Here is an 18,740-nt window from a genome sequence, read left to right on the forward strand (position 1 = left end):
CTGCCACACCCGATATGCCATCATGAAACCACTGCTGTACATCACCCCCCTGCGCGCTTTGCTGTTCGGCCTGACCCTGGCCCTGTTCGAACTGCTCACCTACCTGGCCAGCGACGCGGTCATGCCCGCCATGCCGGTGGTGGTGAGCGACCTGAACGCCAGCCCCGAATACATTCCCCATGCCCTCAATCTGTACCTGCTGGGGGGCGTGGTACTGCAATGGTTGATCGGCCCGCTGGCCGACCGGTATGGCCGGCGCCCGCTCCTGCTGGTTGGCTGCGCATTCTTCGGCCTGGCCTGCCTGGCCAGCTTCTGGGTCCACGACATTGGCCTGTTCAACCTGCTGCGCCTGCTGCAGGGCATCGGCCTGGGCTTTGTGGTCACAGTCAGCTATCCCGCCCTGAACGAAGCTTTCAGCGAGGCTGACGCCGTGCGCATGATGGCTTTGCTGGCCAATATCGCCTTGCTGTCACCCCTGCTCGGGCCGCTAGTGGGCACCTTGCTGCTGCAGTGGCTGGACTGGCGCTGGCTGTTCGTGGCCTTTGCAATCGGCTCAGTGCTGGTCTGGGGGCTGTTGTACCGCCTGATGCCGGAAACCCTCGGTGTGGAACGCCGTGACGGCTCGCGCCTGGCGTTTACGCCGATTCACCTGCTGCCACTGCTGGCTGGCTATGGTCAGTTGCTGGCCAACCGCCGTTTTGTCGCGGGCAGCGCTGCCTTGGGCCTGGTCGGTTTGCCGCTGATTGGCTGGATCGGCCTGTCGCCGGTGCTGCTCATTCACGATGAGGGGCTGAGCACGATGGCTTACGCCTTGTGGCAGCTGCCGGTATTTGGCGGGCTGATCCTCGGTAACCTGATCATCAACCGCATCGCCGATCGCTACCCGCTGCCTGCCCTGGTGCGGGGCGCGCTGTGGCCCTACCTGGCCGGCCTGTGCCTGATGCTGCTGGCGACCTGGTACTGGCCGAGCGTTACCAGTGTGGTGGCGGGCATGTCGCTGTACGCGCTGGGGCTGGGTGTGGCCAACGCGGTGCTGTACCGCATGACGCTGTTCTCCAGCGAGCAGAGCAAAGGCCTGGTCTCGGCCATGCTGGGGATGATCACCATTGCCTTGCTGGGGTTGGGCGGGGCGGTGCTGGCGATGATCGGCGCCGGGGCCAGCTTGCTGCACTTTGCCCTGGCGGCGGGTGTGGCGGGGGCATTGGCGTTGTGGCCGTTGTGGTTTGTGGTAGGTGGGCGGCCTGATGAGGGGGCTGTCGCGCAGTAATGTTTGATTGCCTGCCCCGGCCTCTTCGCAGCGCAAGGCTGCTCCTACAAGCACGTCACAGGTTTTGAACGCTGTGGTGTACTTGTGGGAGCAGCCTTGCGCTGCGAAGAGGCCGGTACAGGCTATAGAAGCCTTTCAGGGCCGCTCGGCCGCTGAACTGTCCTCTGCCACCGGCGTACCCCGACCAGCCTCCTGACGCCACTGCAGGGCGATCAGGATCAGCGTAGGCACGCCCAGCAATGCGGTGATCAGGAAGAAATCGTGGTAGCCGAACTTCTCCACCATAACCCCTGAATACCCGCCGATCAGCCGCGGCAGCAGCAGCATGATCGAGCTGAGCAGCGCGTACTGCGTCGCCGAGAACTTCAGGTTGGTCAGGCTCGACAGGTAGGCCACAAAGGCCGACGTGGCCATGCCCGAGCTGAAGTTGTCCAGCGAGATGGTCACCACCAGCATTTCCAGGTTCGGCCCCATGTCGGCCAGCATCAGGAACAGGATGTTGGTACCGGCCGAGGCGACACCGCCGATGAACAGGATCGGCATGATGCCGAAGCGCACGATCAGCAGGCCGCCGACCCCGGCGCCGACCAGGGTCATGATCAGGCCGAAGATCTTGCTGACACTGGCAATCTGGTCCTTGGTGAAGCCCATGTCGATGTAGAACACGTTGGCCATCACGCCCATCACGGTGTCCGACATGCGATACGTGGCGATCAGGCCAAGCAGCAACAGGGCCTGCCAGCGGTAGCGGGTGATGAAGTCGTTGACCGGGGTCAGCACCGGGGCCAGGCCGCGACGGCCCAGGCTGGACAGGCACGCCCAGCTCAGCAGCACATAAAGGATCAGGCGCAGGAAGGCGCGATCTTCCAGCAGCAGGTCGAGTGGCGTTGCGTCACCGGAAATGACGCTGGACCAGCCGGTATTGAACATCTGGGTAAAGCTGGCCGGTACCGACACCAGCAGGATGATCAGCACGAACACCGACGCCAACTGGTGCACCAGGCCGTAGCGCGCTGCAGACAACTGCGTGCGCATGGGCACTGGCGGCTCGCGCATCACCAGCGTGGTGAACAGGGCGGGGAGCATCATCACCCCGAACATGACATAAGTGCCGGCCCAGGCTTTGTGCAGGTAGCTGAAACCGGTGGAGCCGAACCACTCGGCAAAGAACAGCGCGCCGGCCGTGGCGAGCAACGCTGCCACCCGGTAGCCGGCCATGTAGCTGGCGGCGAGCGCGGCCTGGCGTTGGTCGTCGGCGATTTCCAGGCGATACGCGTCGACGGCGATATCCTGGGTGGCGGAGGCGAACGCTACCAGCACCGCCATGGCGATCAACCACGACAGGTGCTGTTGCGGGTCGCACAGGCTCATGCCAACCAGCCCGACCACCACCAGCGCTTGCGACAGCAGCAACCACGACCGCCGTCGGCCCAGGCCGCCGAGCAGTGGCAGGCGCCATTGGTCGAGCAGCGGCGACCACACCCACTTGAAGGCGTAAGCCAGGCCAATCAGGCTGGCGTAACCAATGGTCTCACGGGCAACGCCAGCTTCGCGCAACCACACGGACAGGGTCGAGAACACCAGCATGTAGGGCAGGCCGGCGGCGAAACCAAGCAGCAAAAGTACCAAGGTTGACGGGCTGGCATAGGCAGCAAGCGCAGCGCGCCAGGTTTTACGGGGCATGGGCCAACATCTGCCTCAAGTTTGCGAAAACAAAGCGCGCACTCTAACCGCTGTGCTCCATTGGGCGCCAGCCATGGCGCGTCATATCCACACGATTGTTGGTTACATTCACACCCTCCGCGCGTAAACGCGCCCGTTGTTCATCCCCTGACGGCGTCCCTGATGCCAGGCTCAACCGCCCACCTGCGCCAAGCACCCGGTGCCAGGGCAGCCGGGTATCTGCCGGCAACTGACCAAGCGTGCGGCCAACCCAGCGTGCCGCGCGGCCCAGTCCCGCCTGCTCCGCCAGCTGGCCGTAGCTCACCACCTTGCCGGGCGGCACTTGGCCGAGTACCGAATACAGCACCGTTCGTCGGCCCTCGGCGCTGTCCAGGGCGTGCTCGTATCCATCAGACATCACGCCCCCCTTGGGCTGTAGATGAAACTGGACCGATGGTCCGGCAAATGAGAGTTGAACTCAACGCCTTATGCCCGGTCTGTCCTTGCTCTGGTCGTCGGTATCTGGATAATGCCCGGCTTTTTTGTCAAAACGAACCCGTAGTCCGCCTATGTATTCTAGATCCTTGTTGTGCCTGCTAGCTGCCTCCTTGTGCGCCTCCCCGGTGTTGGCCGATACCGTGTGGATGAAGAACGGTGACCGGCTCAGCGGCAAGATCAAAGTCTTCGACGGCGGTAAGCTGCTGCTGGAAACCCCCTATGGCGGTTCCATCGCGCTGGACTGGAAAGAGGTCCAGACCCTGGAAAGCGACCAGGAGATGCTGGTCAAGCAAGACGCCTACACCGGTGAAAAAGCCAAGTCGCTGAAAGCCGCCGAGCCTGGCAAGGTAACGCTGGCCAATGGCGAAGCGCCCAAGACCGTGGAACTGGCCAGCATCGAGCAGATCATGAAGCCCAAGCCGCTGGTCGAGGACTTCGTGTGGAAAGGCAACGTCGATGTGGCGCTGGACTACAAGCGTGCCGAGAACGACACCGACGATTACGACGTAGGGTTCAAGACCACCGCTCGCCATGGCCGCTGGCGGCACAATGCCGAAGGTGAATACAACCGCGAGACCAAGGACGACGTCACCACCACCGACAACTGGAGCGCCGAGTACGCCCTGGACCGCTTCATCACCGAGAAGTGGTTCTGGCAGGGGCGTGCGGAATACAAGCGTGACCGCATCGAAGACTTGGCCCGCCAGCGCACCGTCGGTACCGGCCCGGGTTACCAGTTCTGGGACGATGAGCTGGGGGCGTTCTCGCTGGGCTCGCTGATCAACCGTACCGACTTCGAATACCAGGATGGCGGCAAGGACAACTTCTATTCCGCGGCGGTGAAGTGGGACTACACCCGCTACCTGATCGGCAAGAACGTGCAGCTGTTCACCAATGGCGAGTTCGCCAAGCCGCTGGGCGGCGTAGCCGACTACTCGCTGGATGCCGAGGTTGGCCTGCGCTACAAGGTCACCGAGTGGGCCTCGCTCAACCTCAAGGCCGAGAAGGACATCATTACCGGCACGCGTGAAAGTGACCTGGACAAGACCCGCTACACCGCAGGGTTCGGCGTTACCTGGTAGATCGCCGGGGGCGCCTTGCGCCCCTTTCGCCGGCAAGCCAGCTCCCACAGGCACCGAACAGGCTTGGCCATTTCGCGGTCATTATGGGAGCTGGCTTGCCGGCGAAAGGGCAGCGCAGCAGCCCCATTGGCAGTGGGCCTGATAATGCTATCTTGTGCCCATCCAGTCTGCCGCCAGGAGCCGCCCTCAAGTGAGTACCAACGCCATCCGCCCAGCCCGGGAATTGCTGCTCAAGGAGTACCGCGGCGTGCTCTCGACCCATTCCAAGTCGATGCCCGGCTACCCGTTCGGCTCGGTCGTGCCGTATTGCCTCGATGCCAACGGCAACCCGCTGATCCTCATCAGCCGTATCGCCCAGCACACCCACAACCTGCAGAAAGACCCCAAGTGTTCGCTGCTGGTGGGTGAGCGCGAGGCTGAGGATGTGCAGGCCGTAGGGCGCCTGACCGTGATGGCCGAAGCGCACAAGCTGGTCGACGAGGCTGCTGTCGAAGCGGCTGCCGAGCGCTACTACCGCTATTTCCCGGACGCCGCCAACTACCACAAGGCCCACGACTTCGACTTCTGGGTGCTGCAGCCAGTGCGTCACCGCTACATTGGTGGCTTTGGCGCGATCCACTGGCTCGATCAGGTGACCTTGGCCAACCCGTTCGCCGGCAAGGCCGAGGCGAGCATGGTCGAGCATATGAACAGCGATCACGCCAACGCTATTGCTCATTACGTCGAACTGACCGACTTGCCACGGCATGCACCGGCGCAGATGGCTGGGGTAGACAGCGAAGGCATGCACCTTCGCATTGGTCAGGCCGTGCACTGGCTGCCTTTTCCGGCTACTTGCAACACGCCGACACAAGTCCGGGAAGCCTTGGTTTTGCTGGCTCGGGCCGACCAATGGCCGCATGCGACGCAAGTCGAGGGTTGAAATCCGGAGCGCCGGCATCCATTTGAGGTCTTATTGGAAGGTTATCTTCCGTCGAGGAACCCTTGATGCGTGCTTTTCTACTGCTGTTTCTGGTTTTTCCTGTGCTGGAGCTTTTCGTCTTCGTCAAGGTCAGCGCGGCAATCGGTTTCTTCCCGGCTCTGCTGCTGATCATCGCTGGCTCCGCCCTGGGTGTGCTGGTGATGCGGGTGGCCGGCCTGGCCACCGCACTGCGCGCCCGTGAAAGCCTGCAGCGCGGCGAGTTGCCCGCCGAGGACATGTTCCAGGGCATGATGCTGGCCGTCGGTGGCGGCCTGCTGCTGCTGCCAGGCTTCATCAGCGACGTGCTGGGCCTGCTGTGCCTGCTGCCGTTCACCCGCCGCCTGGCCGCGCGCAAGATGCGCGAGCGTGCCGAGGCGCAGGCCATGCGCCAGCGTGCGTTTCAGGATGACCCGTTCCAGGCGCAGCCGCGTGAGGGGGGCCACCGTCCAAACGTGATCGAAGGCGAGTATGAGCGCCGCGACAAGTAAAACCTCCGGGGCCGCGCAAGCGGCCCCGATCTTTTCAGCCGGATCAAAAATTTTGTATATCAAGCCTTGTAATTGAATCTGGCGGCCTCATGTATGTGGTCACCGCAAGGTTTCTGGTGGCAACGCCAGACATTACACAAGTGGTTCGCCCATCGCGGGCCACTTCCCGGCAACGCCGGACAGCATCAACCCGCCGGTGTCGATACCGGCCGATGAAAACCACAATTTGGGAGAGATCGACAATGAAGCTTCGTCCTCTGCATGACCGCGTAGTCATCCGTCGCAGCGAAGAAGAATCGAAAACCGCTGGCGGTATCGTCCTGCCGGGTTCGGCCGCTGAAAAACCAAACCGCGGCGAAGTTGTTGCCGTCGGCACCGGTCGCATCCTGGACAACGGCGAAGTTCGCGCGCTGGCCGTGAAAGTGGGTGACAAAGTGGTATTCGGCCCTTACTCGGGCAGCAACACCGTGAAAGTCGATGGCGAAGACCTGCTGGTCATGGCCGAGAACGAAATCCTCGCCGTTGTCGAAGGCTGATTTCCCCGACTTCCCGTTACTCCAAAGAATTCCAAGGATTAAACGATCATGGCTGCTAAAGACGTAAAATTTGGCGATTCCGCTCGTAAGAAAATGCTGGTTGGCGTCAACGTTCTGGCTGACGCGGTAAAAGCGACCCTGGGCCCGAAAGGCCGTAACGTGGTACTGGCCAAGAGCTTCGGCGCGCCAACCATCACCAAGGACGGCGTTTCCGTCGCCAAAGAAATCGAGCTGAAAGACGCCTTCGAAAACATGGGCGCCCAGCTGGTCAAGGAAGTTGCTTCCAAGGCCAACGACGCTGCCGGTGACGGCACCACCACCGCTACCGTTCTGGCTCAGGCCATCGTCAACGAAGGCCTGAAAGCCGTCGCTGCCGGCATGAACCCGATGGACCTGAAGCGCGGCATCGACAAGGCTACCGCCGCCGTTGTTGCCGAGCTGAAGAACCTGTCCAAGCCATGCGCCGACTCCAAGGCCATCGCCCAGGTAGGCACCATCTCCGCCAACTCTGACGACTCCATCGGCAACATCATTGCCGAAGCCATGGAAAAAGTCGGTAAAGAAGGCGTGATCACCGTTGAAGAAGGCTCGGGCCTGGATAACGAACTGTCCGTCGTAGAAGGCATGCAGTTCGACCGTGGCTACCTGTCGCCGTACTTCGTCAACAAGCCGGACACCATGGTTGCCGAGCTGGAAGGCCCGCTGCTGCTGCTGGTCGACAAGAAAATCTCCAACATCCGTGAGCTGCTGCCAGTTCTGGAAGCCGTTGCCAAGGCCGGCCGCCCACTGCTGATCGTTGCCGAAGACGTTGAAGGTGAAGCGCTGGCTACCCTGGTAGTCAACAACATGCGCGGCATCGTCAAGGTTGCAGCTGTCAAGGCACCAGGCTTCGGCGACCGCCGCAAGGCCATGCTGCAGGACATCGCTGTCCTGACCGGCGGCCAGGTCATCTCCGAAGAAATCGGCCTGTCCCTGGAAACCGCTACCCTGGAGCACCTGGGTAACGCCAAGCGCGTCATCCTGTCCAAGGAAAACACCACCATCATCGACGGCGCTGGCGTTGAAGATGACATCCAGGCTCGCGTCAAGCAGATCCGTGCCCAGATCGAAGAGACTTCCTCGGACTACGACCGTGAGAAGCTGCAAGAGCGTCTGGCCAAGCTGGCTGGCGGTGTTGCCGTGATCAAGGTCGGTGCCGGCACCGAAGTTGAAATGAAAGAGAAGAAAGCCCGCGTTGAAGACGCCCTGCACGCTACCCGTGCAGCCGTTGAAGAAGGCGTGGTGCCTGGCGGTGGTGTTGCACTGGTTCGCGCCCTGAACGCGATCGTTGACCTGAAAGGCGACAACGAAGACCAGAACGTCGGTATCGCCCTGCTGCGTCGCGCTGTTGAAGCGCCGCTGCGCCAGATCACTGCCAACGCCGGCGACGAGCCAAGCGTTGTCGCTGACAAGGTCAAGCAAGGTTCGGGTAACTTCGGTTACAACGCTGCTACCGGCGAATACGGCGACATGATCGAGATGGGCATCCTGGACCCAGCCAAGGTCACCCGTTCGGCCCTGCAAGCTGCTGCTTCGATTGGCGGTCTGATGATCACCACCGAAGCCATGATTGCTGACGCTCCGAGCGAAGCCCCAGCTGGCGGCGGCATGCCAGACATGGGCGGCATGGGTGGCATGGGCGGCATGATGTAAGCCAGCCTTACCCCCTGCACCATAAAACAGCCCCGGTTCGTGAGAACCGGGGCTGTTTTGTTTTCTGGGAGGGCCTGTTCGCAGCACAAGGCTGCTCCTACAGGTATCGCGTACAGTCCGGCACCGACGCGTACCCTTGTAGGAGCAGCCTTGTGCTGCGAATGGGCCGCAAAGCGGCCCCTCTGTCAGGCGACGCTACGCTCGACAGCTGGCGCTTCCACCACGCCCCGCCGATACAGAACCAGGTAATACGACCCCAACCCGATCAACCAGCAGAACACCGCCGTCCACACATTGTGCGACAGGAAGTGCGCCCCCTGCATCATCCTGCCCACCGACAGCACCGACCCGGCGACAAACGCCACCACCAGCGCCACCCGCGCCAACCGTGGCTTGCGATCACGCAGCATGAAGAACAGGCCGAACAGGCAGAACCCGGTCGCTGCATGCCCACCCGGCCAGCACAGCCCTGGCTTGTCGGTGGCTGGCCGCGGCTCCAGCAACTTGCTGTAGGTTTCGGTGCCGCCAAACTGGGTCAGGCTCCATGGGCACTGCACCTGGGTGACTTTTTTCAGCGGCGTGACAAACGCCGTGGACAGGCCCAGTGCCAGCACCAGGCAGCCCAGCTCGCGGCGCCAGCCGAACAGGCGCTTCCAGAAGAAACTGGCGGCAAACGCCAGCAGCGACAACACCCCGAGCAAGATCACCACCTGCTTGACCCGGTCGTGCAGGATGTTTTCCAGCAGGTAGCTGTGGCGGCCAATGAACTGTCCGGCAGCGGGGTCGAAGAACAGGTTGGCCACATCCATGTCGACCGAAGTCAGCTCCAGCAGGATCAAGGCCAGCGCGGTCGCCAAGGGTATGCCCAGGTACAGCCAGTGGTTGATCGGGCGAGGGCGGGTTCGTTGCGGCATGACGGCTCCAGGGCACGAAAAAGATCGGGCATTGTCGGCTGCCCGCTATCCTGTGTCCGTGAAGGATCAGTGAAAAAACCGTCAAGTGCGGTGAATTTTTCCGGGGGCTGGCACCGTGCAGGTATAGGCCTTAAGCTGCGCCTGCCGCGCACCACAGCGAGAAGCGCCGCACAGGAGAAACCGATGCGCATTCTTTTGGTTGAAGACAACCGCGATATCCTGGCCAACCTGGCCGATTACCTGGGCATGAAAGGCTACACCGTTGACTGCGCCCAGGATGGCTTGTCCGGCCTGCACCTGGCTGCCACCGAACACTACGACCTGATCGTGCTGGACATCATGCTGCCCGGCATCGATGGCTACACCCTGTGCAAGCGCCTGCGTGAAGACGCCCGCCGCGACACGCCGGTGATCATGCTTACCGCCCGCGACCAGTTGGACGACCGTCTGCAAGGTTTCCGCTCCGGGGCCGACGACTACCTGCTCAAGCCGTTCGCGCTGTCGGAGCTCGCGGCGCGCATTGAAGCGGTGCTGCGCCGTGCCCAAGGCGGCGGGCGCCGTACGCTGCAGGTGTCCGACCTCAGCTACGACCTCGACACCCTGGAGGTTACCCGCCAGGGGCGCCTGCTCAAGCTCAACCCTGTCGGCCTCAAGCTGCTGGCAGTGTTGATGCAGAAAAGCCCGCACGTGTTGCGCCGCGAAGTGCTGGAAGAAGCCTTGTGGGGCGACGACTGCCCTGACAGCGACAGCCTGCGCAGCCATGTGCACCAGCTGCGCCAGGTGATCGACAAACCGTTTGAAAAACCGTTGCTGCATACCGTGCATGGCGTCGGCTATCGCCTCGCCGAGGGCCGCGATGGAGTTTAAGCAAAGCCTTGCCCAGCGCATCATCATCGCCTTTGCCTTGATGAGCGCGCTGGTGGCCGGGGCGTTCGCCTTCGGCATCGTTGCCACTGTACACCTGGTCGAAGAACGGTTGATTTCCTCGGTATTGGGCGGTGACCTGCAGCGCCTGCTGCGCATGGACAGCGTCAGCGACTGGAGCCACCGGCCACGCCCCGATCAGCTGTTCTACTTCAGCGGCGGGCGTGACGACTTCGAGCTGCCCAAGGATCTGCGCCACCTCGACCGGGGCTTCCACGAGGTGTTTCGCGACCAGCTCTCGTACCACGCCATGGTCGAGATCGTCGATGGCCGCCGGTATGTACTGCTGCAGGACCAGAGCGACTTCGAAGAGCGCGAGCGCGTGCTGTTCGCGGTGGTGGTGGTGGGCTTCGTGCTCAGCCTGGTGCTGGCCGTCATCCTCGGCTGGCTGGTGGCGCGCCGGGTGATGGCGCCGGTGATCCGCCTGGCCCGCCAGGTGCGTCACCGCGACCAGCTGCTGGGCCTGGCCCCGCCGCTGGCACCGGACTATGCCGCAGACGAAGTCGGCCAGTTGGCAGTGGCCTTCGACGATACCCTGGGCCGCCTGCGCGACGCGCTGACCCGCGAACGGCTGTTCACCAGTGACGTCAGCCATGAGCTGCGCACGCCGTTGATGGTGCTGGCAACGTCCTGCGAACTGCTTATGGAAAACCCCAACCTCGACACCCGCGCGCGCAGCCAGGTAGAGCGCGTGGCGCGGGCCACGGAAGAGATGCGCGAGCTGGTCAAGACCTTCCTGATGCTGGCGCGGGCGCAGCGTGATGAGGGCGCGGTGGCCTCGCAGGCGACCCTTCGCGAAGTGGCCGACGAACTGATCGGCGTGTGGCGCGACACCATTGAGCAAAAGGGCCTGACCCTGTACTTCGATGGCCGCGTCAGCGCGAGCCCGGTGCTGTACAACGCCACTTTCCTGCAGTCGGTGATGGGCAACCTGCTGCGCAATGCTGCGCACTACACCGACAGCGGCTATATCCGCCTGAGCCTGGAAGCCAACGGCTTCAGTGTGGAGGACAGCGGTGTGGGCATCCCCGAGGAGCAGCGCGAAGCCATGTTCAAGCCATTTGTACGCGGCGACGAGCGGCGCGGCGAGGGCCTGGGGCTGGGGCTTTCGCTGGTGCAGCGGATCTGTGATGACCAGGGCTGGCGCGTTACCCTCACGTCTACCCTGCCGCATGGTTGCCGCTTCCAGGTCGACCTGAGCAATACCGCTGCCAAAGGCGACGGCATGGCCGAGTAATGGTTTGTAACAGGTCAATTGGCGCGCAACATTTTTTTCACATTGGCATGACCTGATTCCGACGCTTGCTTACCTAAGGTGAGCAGCACTGGAGTCAGGAGATGCCCAATGCGTAGCCCCATCAAGCTTGAATTTTCCGAGAAGTACGACAAAGACCATGCGCGTGAGTACTTTCTCAAGCACCAGGACGGCCTGGCGCGACGCCTTTCCCACAAGCGAGATGAGCAACTGGCGCGTCGCGCCCTGGCATTGGCTGGCGAACCTGGCCTGGTACTGGACCTGCCGTGCGGTGCTGGCCGTTTCTGGGCGCTGCTAGCGGAAAAAACCAATCGGGTAATCATCGGCGCCGACAACTCCGAGGCGATGATCGAGACAGCGTGCGCCGCCCAACCGCCAGAAGTGGTGGCACGGGTACGCCCTTTGCAGACTTCTGCGTTTGCCATTGACCTGCCGGACAACTCGGTGGACAGCATTTTCTGTATGCGACTGTTCCACCACATTGGCGAATCCGCCCACAGAAAGACCATTCTTTCGGAATTTCAGCGGGTTAGCCGTGATAGTGTGATTCTGTCCCTGTGGGTGGATGGCAACTTCAAGGCCTGGCGCCGAAAAAAACTCGAAGAGCGTCGCAGTGCCAAGGCTGACCAGGACAATTACCAGAACCGTTTTGTGTTACCGGCCGAAACGGTCGAAGAAGAATTCAGGGCCGCAGGCTTCAGAATCCAGGAACGCCTCGACTTCCTGCCGTTCTATGCCATGTGGCGGGTTTACGTATTGCGTAAGGGGTAGTGTTTGATGGCTGTAGCCCAGAAAGGGGAGTCGCGGTTTGATTTTTACTGGCGCCAGCAAGGCGAGTGGGTGGAGGAACCTAACCAGCGCCGCGGTGGTGAGAGTGGTGTGCAACGTCTCAACGATGCCAATGGCAAGCTGCTGTATGCCAAGCGTCAGGTCGGGCATATCTACCGCAGCCTGCTGCACCCTTTTGGCCGGCCGACCGTATTGCGTGAACTCGATGCGCTGAACAGCTTCGAGCAACTGGGCGTGCGTGTACCGCGCATCGTCTTCTGTGGTGCCGAACGCGATGCCGACCACCAATGGCGTGCGCTGCTGGTGAGCGAAGCATTGGACGGGTTTATCGAACTCGACAACTGGCATGCCGAAGGTGCCCGTGAGCGTTACCCGCAGGTGGTGCATGAGCGCATGCTCAAGGACCTGGCGGACAACCTTGCGCGCATGCACCTGGGGCACTGGCAGCACGGCTGCCTGTATGGCAAGCACGTATTCATCAAGGTGGTTGGCGAAGGCGAGCAAGCGCGCGTCGAAGTGGCGCTGCTGGACCTGGAAAAGTGCCGGCGGCGTATCAGTTGTCAGCGTGCGGCAGGTAACGACCTGCGCCAGCTGCGCCGCCATTCGTCGCTCAATGACGCGGAATGGCAGACGCTGCTCTACTTTTACAAGATGGCGTTTGGCAGCGCTGTCAAAGGGTTAGGGTAATGAAACTAGAAATAGCTCGAGCTTTGTTCCTGGTAGCTGGCCTGGCCGTGACCACCGTGGCGGTGGCTGCCTGGGAAGAGCCGAGGCCGACCGTGTTCAGCAAGGCTGAGATGGCCGACCAGTGCGCGTTGCCGCGGGAAGCGAAACCGCAGCAGCAGGCAAAGGTCGCGCCGGATCAGGACCTTTTGTTGTTCCTGTTCGGTCTGCGTCAAGGGTTGCGGCCATTTGGCTGAACCCGGTGTGAGCTAGAAACGCCAGAGGCCCCGCAATCGCGGGGCCTCTGGCATTTTTGTGTCTGCCTCACCGGCCTCTTCGCGGGTAAACCCGCTCGCACAGGTAAAGCTCAGGTACGGAACCTGTGCAGTACCTGTGGGAGCGGGTTTACCCGCGAAGGGGCCGGATCAGGCTACAGCAGGTTCTTTAGCCACCGCCCTGTGTGCCAACAGGGTGTAGATACAAGGCAGCACAAACAAGGTAAACAGCGTGCCAATCGACATCCCGGTGGCGATCACCGTCCCGATGTCAAAACGGCTGACCGCCCCGGCGCCGGTCGCCAGAATCAGCGGCACCATGCCGAACACCATTGCCGCCGTTGTCATCAGCACTGGCCGCAGGCGAATCGCCGCCGCTTCCTCGATCGCCTCGCGCACGCTCAGGCCGCGTTCCTCACGCAGCTGGTTGGCGAACTCGACGATGAGGATGCCGTGTTTGCTGATCAGCCCGATCAAGGTCACCAGCCCGACCTGGGTGTAGATATTCATGCTCGATATACCCAGGAACAGCGGCAGCAGCGCCCCGCAGATCGACAATGGCACCGTCACCAGGATCACCAGTGGGTCGCGGAAACTTTCAAACTGTGCTGCCAGCACCAGGAAGATGATCGCCAGTGCCAGGCCGAAGGTAACCCACAGCGCGCTGCCTTCCTGAACGTACTGGCGGGCCACGCCGGCGTAGTCGAAGGCAAAGCCTTCCGGGGCCTCTTCGCGGGCGATGTCCTGCACCGTCTTCAGCGCTTCGCCCAGGCTGACCATGGGCACGCCCTGGATGATCGCCGAGTTCAACTGCTGAAACTGGTTGAGCTGGCGCGGGCGGGCGCGGTCGGTGAGGGTGATCAGGGTCGACAGCGGCAGCAGTTGGCCCTGGTCGTTCTTCACGTAGTAGTTGTTCAGCCAGCCGGGGTTGTCACGGTACAGCCGCTCGACCTGGGCTATCACCTTGTAGCTGCGTCCTTCCAGCGTGAACCGGTTGATTTCCGCCTCGCCCAGCAAGGTTGCCAGCGTGCCGCCCAAGGCGTCCATCGACACCCCCATCTGCGCTGCTTTTGCCCGGTCGATGTCGACCACCACTTCGGGCTTGTCGAAGGCCAGGTCGATGTCGAGGAAGGCGAACTTGCCCGACTCCTGGGCGCGGGTCTTGATGCGCTGGGCCACTTCCAGCAGTGCCGGGTAGTCACCTGCGGTATTGATCACGAACTGGAACGGCAGGCCCTCACCGGTACCGGGCAGGGAGGGCAGGTTGAAGCCGAAGATCTGCAGGCCGCCGATTTCCTCCAGTTTGGCCTGCACCAGTGGCAACAGCTCCATCTGTGTGCGCTCGCGCTCGTTCCAGGGTTTGAGCAGGAAGCCGCCGATACCCGTCTGCACGCCATTGAAGCCGTTGATCTGGAAGGATGAGTAGTATTCGGGGAAGGCCTTGAACAGCGTGGTGAACTCGTCGGTATAGGCGTTGAGGTAATCGAGGTTGGCCGGCTGCGGCGAGCTGCTCATCATGAAGATCACGCCCTGGTCTTCGTTGGGCGCCAGTTCGTTCTGGGTGAACTTGAGCAGCACCGGGATCAGGCACAGGATGATCACCGCAAACACCAGCACCACCGGGCGGCTATCCAGGGTGGCGTGCAACAGGCGCTGGTAGCGCACCTTCAGGTGCTCGAAGATCTTGTCCAGGCGATGGGCGAGGCCGCTGGGGTTCTGCTCCTGGCGCAGCAGCAGGGCGCACATCATCGGCGACAGGGTGAGGGCCACGATGCCGGAGATGACCACCGCCCCGGCCAAGGTCAGGGCGAACTCCTTGAACAAGGCCCCTGTGAGCCCGGTGAGGAAGCCGATGGGTGCATACACGGCGGCCAGGGTGATGGTCATCGACACCACCGGCATGGCGATCTCGCGGGCGCCCTCCAGTGCCGCGTCGAACGGCGACTTGCCTTCTTCCATGTGCCGGTGGATGTTCTCCACCACGACAATGGCATCGTCCACCACCAGGCCGATGGCCAGCACCATCGCCAGCAGTGTCAGCAGGTTCAGCGAGTAGCCCATCATCTGCATGAAGAACAGCACGCCGATCATCGACAGGGGAATGGTCACCACCGGGATCAGCACCGAGCGAAGGGCACCGAGGAACAGGAACACCACCACGATCACGATCAATACCGCTTCACCGAGGGTCTTGATCACTTCGTCGATTGAGGCCTGGATGAACAGCGTGGCGTCGTAAGCGATCGACACCTTCAGCGCCGAGGGCAACTGGCTTTCCAGCTCAGGCATGATACGCCGCACTTCCTTGATCACTTCCAGCGGGTTGGAGGCCGGGGTGGCCTTGATGCCGATATACACCGATGGCGTGCCGTCGAACGAGCTGACCGTGTCGTAGTTTTCTGCGCCCATCTCTACCCGCGCCACATCGCCCAGCAGCACGCGGCTGTCGCCGCTGGTCTTGACCGGCAGGGCGGCGAACGCTTCGGCCGACTTCAGCTCGGTACTGGCGTTGATACTGGTAACCACGTATTCGCCTTTCACCTCACCGGCAGCAGAGAGGAAGTTGTAGCGGCGTACGGCATTGGTCACGTCGGTGGCCGACAGGCCGAAGCCGGCCAGCTTCACCGGGTCGATCCAGATTCGCATGGCAAACACCTGGTTGCCGAGAATCTCCGCCTCGGCCATGCCTGGCAATGTGGCCAGCTTGGGCTGGATGACCCGTGACAGGTAGTCGGTGATCTGCGGGTTGCTCATTTCCTTGCTGTAGAAACTCACGTACATCAGCGCCGAGGCATCGGCGGCCTCCTTGCTCAGCACTGGGTCTTCGGAGTCCTGAGGGAGTTTGTTGCGCACTTCGTTGGCCTTGGCCAGCAACTCGGTGAACAACCGGTCGCTGTCGGCACCGATGCGCGCGTAGATGGAAATGATCGAGAAGTTCTGCCGGCTCACCGAGGTCATGTAGTCGATGCCTTCGGCACTTGCCAGGCTTTGCTGCAGTGGCTGGGTGATGTAGCCCTGGATGGTCTCGGCGTTTGCCCCGGGGTAAGCGGTGGTTACCGTGATCAGGGCGTTTTCCATTTGTGGGTACTGGCGGATCTGCAGCTTGTTCCAGGCCTGGAAGCCCAGCAGCAGGATCAACAGGCTGACCACGCTGGCCAGTACCGGGCGACGGATGAACGGATCGGTAAACGCCATGCCAGCCTCCTGTCAGTCCTTGCCCGCCGCGCCCTGTTCGGGCTTGAGGGCTTTGTCCTGGCCGATGCGGATCGCGGCGCCGGGGGTGAGCTTCAGTTGCCCGGCGGTGACCACCTGTTCGCCGGCTTGCAGGCCCTTGCTGACCACCACCACGCCGTCGCGGCGCTCGCCGGTTTGGACCGTGCGTTGTTCGGCGACCAGCTGGGGTTGGCCCTTGTCGTCGTTTTCTGGCTTGCCGTCCTTGTCCTTCTTCGGCGCGGCGACGTACACCGAGTTGCCGTACAGGGTGTAGGTAATGGCGCTTTCCGGCACTACCACTTGCGGTTGCGGGTTGGGCAGCAGGATCAGCAGGTTGGCGAACATGCCGGGCAGCAGCTTGCCGTCGGGGTTGGCCAAGGTGGCACGCACCAGCAGGTTGCGCGTGGTTTCCTCGACCTTGGGGTTGATGGCACTGAGGCTGGCGGGGAAGGTCTGGCCCGGGTAGGCGGCCACCTGCAACAGCACCTGCTGGCCCAGGCTCAACTTCGGCAGGGCCTGCTCCGGCACATTGAAGTCTACGTACAGGCTGGACGTGTCCTGCAGGGTGGCGATCATCGTGCCGGCGGCCAGGTACTGGCCGATGTCCACCTGGCGGATACCGATAGTGCCGCTGAACGGGGCATTGATGCTCTTCTTGATCTTCTGCGCCTTGAGCTGCTCGACCACCGCCTGGTTTCGGCGGTACTGGGAGCTAAGGCGGTCGAACTCGCCACGGGAGATGGCCGAGTCGCCGACCAGTTGGCTGCCACGGCCAAAATCGACTTTGGCCAGGCCCAGGTCGGCCTGGGCGGTGCCGAGCAGGGCAGTTTCCTGCTCGTCGTTGAGTTGCAGCAGCAGTTGCCCGGCCTTGACCTGCTGGCCCGAGTCGAAGTGCAAGGATTTGACGATACCTTCCACCTCCAGGCTCAGCTCCACACCTTGCAGTGCCTTGAGGCTGCCGACGGCGGGCAGGCGCTCTTGCCACTGGCGCTGTTCGGCCAAGGCTGCCGCTACGGTGATGGGCGGCTTGGGGGCAGTGAACATCTGGATCTGCTGATAGATCGAGAAAGCCTTGTAGCCCCCCAGGGCCAGCACGATCAGCAGAACCACGGCCAACATGATCAGCATGCGGCGGCGCAGCATAGGTCCGGTTCCTTGGATACGGTTGTTATTAGCCTGGACACGACAACGGGCGATCCTGCCCACGTGTGGATGGGGGAAGTATTGACTGTTTTTGGCTGGCCGGGAAATGGATTGCGATGGCGCGGCCTGCACAGCCCCTTGTAGGAGCGGCCTTGCGCCGCGAATGGGCCGCATAGCGGCCCCGGAAAGCAACACGCAGATGCAGAAATCCTGGGGCCGCTTTGCGGCCCATTCGCGGCACAAGGCCGCTCCTACAACGACCGAGTGTGCCTGTGGGAATCAGACGAGATGCAGATGGTTGTCCCAGAAGCCGGATGGCAGGTTCATCGGTTGCCCGACCAGTTCGGCCTTGCGGCAATCGTAGAACCGGCAACGGCCCTGCCCGGAGGTGACGATAAAGCCGTCTTTCACCGCGCCAACCCCTGCGCAATCAGGCATGGGTGCATCCAGGCGAACTGCGCCGCTGTCCAGGTCCCAGACAAACAGGCGGTTGGCCCGGGGCGCGGTCAGTGCCACCAGCCGCAGTTCGCTGTGGATGGCAACGCTTGCGGTGTACTGGGCCATGGCCTGCAACTGCCGCTCTGGCACCGGGAAGGCCTTGAACGGCTCTCCCGGGCGCTTGATCGCCAGCAGCTCGGCAGTTTCATCGGCATCGCCCATGAACTGCTGGCAGGCGGCGATGGTGCCATCGCTGCCCACCGCCAGGTGGCGCACGCTGTTCATCTGCTGGGCCAGGGTTTCCTTGCTCAGCAGGGTGCCGTCGCGTTGCATCAGCACCAGGCTCGGCTGCATGGCGTCAAGGTTCATCTCCACCCGGCTTTCGGCTTCGGTGCGAATACCGCCGTTGGCCACGATCAGCGTTTCGCCATCGGGCAGCCAGGCCACCTCGTGCGGGCCGATGCCGTGGGTCGGGATCTCGCCGGTGTGTACAAGGCGTTCACCTTCGAAGCGGTACACGCCGAGCACGCCCCGGCCCGGGTCGGTGGTGTCGTTCTCGGTGGCATACAGCCATTCGCCGCCTTTGTGCACCACGGCGTGGCCGTAGAAGTGCCGGTTCGGCTGCGAGGCTACCGTTTGCAGCAGGCGCCCGTCGCGCAAGTCGACCAGGTAGCTTTCGGTACCTGGGCGACGGGCGACGAACAGGGCGATCGGCTGCTCGGGGTGGTGGATGATGGCATGGCAACGCTGTGCGACCTGGGTACTGAACACCTGGGTGCCGTCCAGGCGGAAACCGACGGCATAGTGCTTGCCGTCGCCATCGTCACGCGCCGAGAGCAGCAAGGGTTCGCTGCCTTTGTTGCGGAACAGGCTCCAGCCGCCCAAGGTGAGGGCGCTGAGCAATACGCTACCGATTTTGAGTGCCTGGCGTCGCAGCATG

General features: G+C 62.5%; 17 protein-coding genes. 11 read left to right on the top strand and 6 right to left on the bottom strand.

All coding sequences use genetic code 11. The features are described from left to right. Positions 1-22: 22 nt before the first annotated feature. The gene (locus SB756_RS12550) at positions 23-1,267 is read left to right on the top strand and encodes an MFS transporter (protein WP_410910908.1); all 1,245 of its coding nucleotides are present in this window, start codon (positions 23-25) and stop codon (positions 1,265-1,267) included. Between the two features lie 135 nt (positions 1,268-1,402). Here SB756_RS12550 and SB756_RS12555 read toward each other — a convergent pair whose 3' ends face one another. Both SB756_RS12555 and SB756_RS12560 read right to left on the bottom strand, forming a co-directional pair. Continuing rightward, on the bottom strand, positions 1,403-2,950 hold the full coding sequence (locus tag SB756_RS12555) for an AmpG family muropeptide MFS transporter (protein ID WP_016498066.1): 1,548 nt from the start codon (positions 2,948-2,950) through the stop codon (positions 1,403-1,405). Between the two features lie 43 nt (positions 2,951-2,993). Then, positions 2,994-3,347, bottom strand: a complete 354-nt coding sequence (locus SB756_RS12560) for an MGMT family protein (RefSeq protein ID WP_016498067.1) — start codon at positions 3,345-3,347, stop codon at positions 2,994-2,996. 151 nt (positions 3,348-3,498) lie between these two features. On the opposite strand from SB756_RS12560, the gene SB756_RS12565 reads away from it, so the two are divergent. The 5 genes from SB756_RS12565 to groL all read left to right on the top strand — a co-directional run bounded on the left by SB756_RS12565 (position 3,499) and on the right by groL (position 8,186). Continuing rightward, positions 3,499-4,509, top strand: a complete 1,011-nt coding sequence (locus SB756_RS12565) for a DUF481 domain-containing protein (protein WP_041167566.1) — start codon at positions 3,499-3,501, stop codon at positions 4,507-4,509. A 190-nt stretch (positions 4,510-4,699) separates the two neighbouring features. Then, entirely contained in the window at positions 4,700-5,431 is a 732-nt protein-coding gene (locus tag SB756_RS12570; protein WP_016498069.1) for a HugZ family protein, read from the top strand. A 65-nt stretch (positions 5,432-5,496) separates the two neighbouring features. Continuing rightward, on the top strand, positions 5,497-5,958 hold the full coding sequence (locus tag SB756_RS12575) for an FxsA family protein (RefSeq protein WP_341796704.1): 462 nt from the start codon (positions 5,497-5,499) through the stop codon (positions 5,956-5,958). Positions 5,959-6,200: 242 nt separating this feature from the next. Beyond that, positions 6,201-6,494, top strand: a complete 294-nt coding sequence (locus tag SB756_RS12580) for a co-chaperone GroES (protein ID WP_016488938.1) — start codon at positions 6,201-6,203, stop codon at positions 6,492-6,494. A 48-nt stretch (positions 6,495-6,542) separates the two neighbouring features. Continuing rightward, a complete protein-coding gene (groL, locus tag SB756_RS12585; protein WP_016498071.1) occupies positions 6,543-8,186 on the top strand; it encodes a chaperonin GroEL in 1,644 nt (547 codons plus the stop codon). Between the two features lie 185 nt (positions 8,187-8,371). Here the strand turns inward: groL and SB756_RS12590 are convergent, their stop codons facing one another. Then, on the bottom strand, positions 8,372-9,100 hold the full coding sequence (locus SB756_RS12590) for a phosphatase PAP2 family protein (RefSeq protein ID WP_341796703.1): 729 nt from the start codon (positions 9,098-9,100) through the stop codon (positions 8,372-8,374). 183 nt (positions 9,101-9,283) lie between these two features. On the opposite strand from SB756_RS12590, the gene colR reads away from it, so the two are divergent. The 5 genes from colR (at position 9,284) to SB756_RS12615 (ending at position 12,988) form a co-directional block, all read left to right on the top strand. Continuing rightward, positions 9,284-9,967, top strand: coding sequence for a two-component system response regulator ColR (gene colR / locus SB756_RS12595; protein WP_016488935.1), 684 nt, complete (start codon positions 9,284-9,286; stop codon positions 9,965-9,967). Continuing rightward, positions 9,957-11,261 (top strand): sensor histidine kinase, encoded by a 1,305-nt coding sequence (locus tag SB756_RS12600; RefSeq protein WP_084966573.1) that lies wholly within the window; start codon positions 9,957-9,959, stop codon positions 11,259-11,261. The genes colR and SB756_RS12600 overlap by 11 nt, the downstream gene beginning before the upstream one ends. A 108-nt stretch (positions 11,262-11,369) precedes the next feature. Then, positions 11,370-12,050 carry a class I SAM-dependent methyltransferase gene (locus SB756_RS12605; RefSeq protein WP_341796702.1) on the top strand — a complete coding sequence of 227 codons (681 nt, stop codon included), beginning with the start codon at positions 11,370-11,372 and terminating at the stop codon, positions 12,048-12,050. Positions 12,051-12,056: 6 nt separating this feature from the next. Beyond that, the gene (locus tag SB756_RS12610; protein ID WP_341796701.1) at positions 12,057-12,755 is read left to right on the top strand and encodes a lipopolysaccharide kinase InaA family protein; all 699 of its coding nucleotides are present in this window, start codon (positions 12,057-12,059) and stop codon (positions 12,753-12,755) included. After that, positions 12,755-12,988, top strand: a complete 234-nt coding sequence (locus SB756_RS12615; RefSeq protein ID WP_341796700.1) for a hypothetical protein — start codon at positions 12,755-12,757, stop codon at positions 12,986-12,988. Before SB756_RS12610 ends, SB756_RS12615 begins: the two co-directional genes overlap by 1 nt. Before the next feature lie 168 nt (positions 12,989-13,156). Here SB756_RS12615 and SB756_RS12620 read toward each other — a convergent pair whose 3' ends face one another. The 3 genes from SB756_RS12620 to SB756_RS12630 all read right to left on the bottom strand — a co-directional run bounded on the left by SB756_RS12620 (position 13,157) and on the right by SB756_RS12630 (position 18,739). Further along, positions 13,157-16,201 (bottom strand): multidrug efflux RND transporter permease subunit, encoded by a 3,045-nt coding sequence (locus SB756_RS12620; RefSeq protein ID WP_341796699.1) that lies wholly within the window; start codon positions 16,199-16,201, stop codon positions 13,157-13,159. A gap of 12 nt (positions 16,202-16,213) precedes the next feature. Continuing rightward, complete coding sequence (locus tag SB756_RS12625) at positions 16,214-17,362, bottom strand: efflux RND transporter periplasmic adaptor subunit (protein WP_341796698.1); 1,149 nt, start codon at positions 17,360-17,362, stop codon at positions 16,214-16,216. Positions 17,363-17,641: 279 nt separating this feature from the next. Continuing rightward, a complete protein-coding gene (locus SB756_RS12630; protein ID WP_341796697.1) occupies positions 17,642-18,739 on the bottom strand; it encodes a DUF1513 domain-containing protein in 1,098 nt (365 codons plus the stop codon). Position 18,740 lies beyond the last annotated feature (1 nt).

The sequence above is a fragment of the Pseudomonas sp. SIMBA_068 genome (assembly GCF_046534705.1).
Taxonomy (GTDB): domain Bacteria; phylum Pseudomonadota; class Gammaproteobacteria; order Pseudomonadales; family Pseudomonadaceae; genus Aquipseudomonas; species Aquipseudomonas putida.